Consider the following 387-nt stretch of genomic DNA (forward strand, 5'->3'; position numbering starts at 1 on the left):
AGATCATACTGCGTACATTTTGAATGTCCGGAAAAATTGGCGTTTTTCTTGCCAACTTACTAAGGAGTTGATAATTCCGGCTATTTCCGGTATTGATACACGCAAATTAACGCGAATCATCCGCCAGCACGGTGCCCTTAAAGGAGCAATTGTTTCCGCGGGATGGCTGGATCTTGTTCCAGTGTTTATCACCCTTGCACTTCTAAAATCAAATGACGTCGCGCTTATGACCAGGAAGTGGAGCATCTCATTCCTTTGCCTGACCGGCTTTTGCCGGAGCCAAGAACAAAACCGCTGCCTGCGATTTGCGGATTTGTGGGTGGAATTTTAGGAGGAACGTTTTCAGATTTCCTGCTTCGCAAAGGCTTCTCTTTAACGGTTGCCCGT

General features: G+C 46.8%; 1 pseudogene. It reads left to right on the forward strand.

Annotated elements, in window-relative coordinates:
* A pseudogene (locus M3221_RS26465) lies at positions 1 to 157 on the forward strand (carbamoyl-phosphate synthase domain-containing protein); the annotation flags it as partial.
* Positions 158 to 387 lie beyond the last annotated feature (230 nt).

This window comes from Domibacillus indicus (genome assembly GCF_023715895.1).
GTDB lineage: Bacteria > Bacillota > Bacilli > Bacillales > Domibacillaceae > Domibacillus > Domibacillus indicus_A.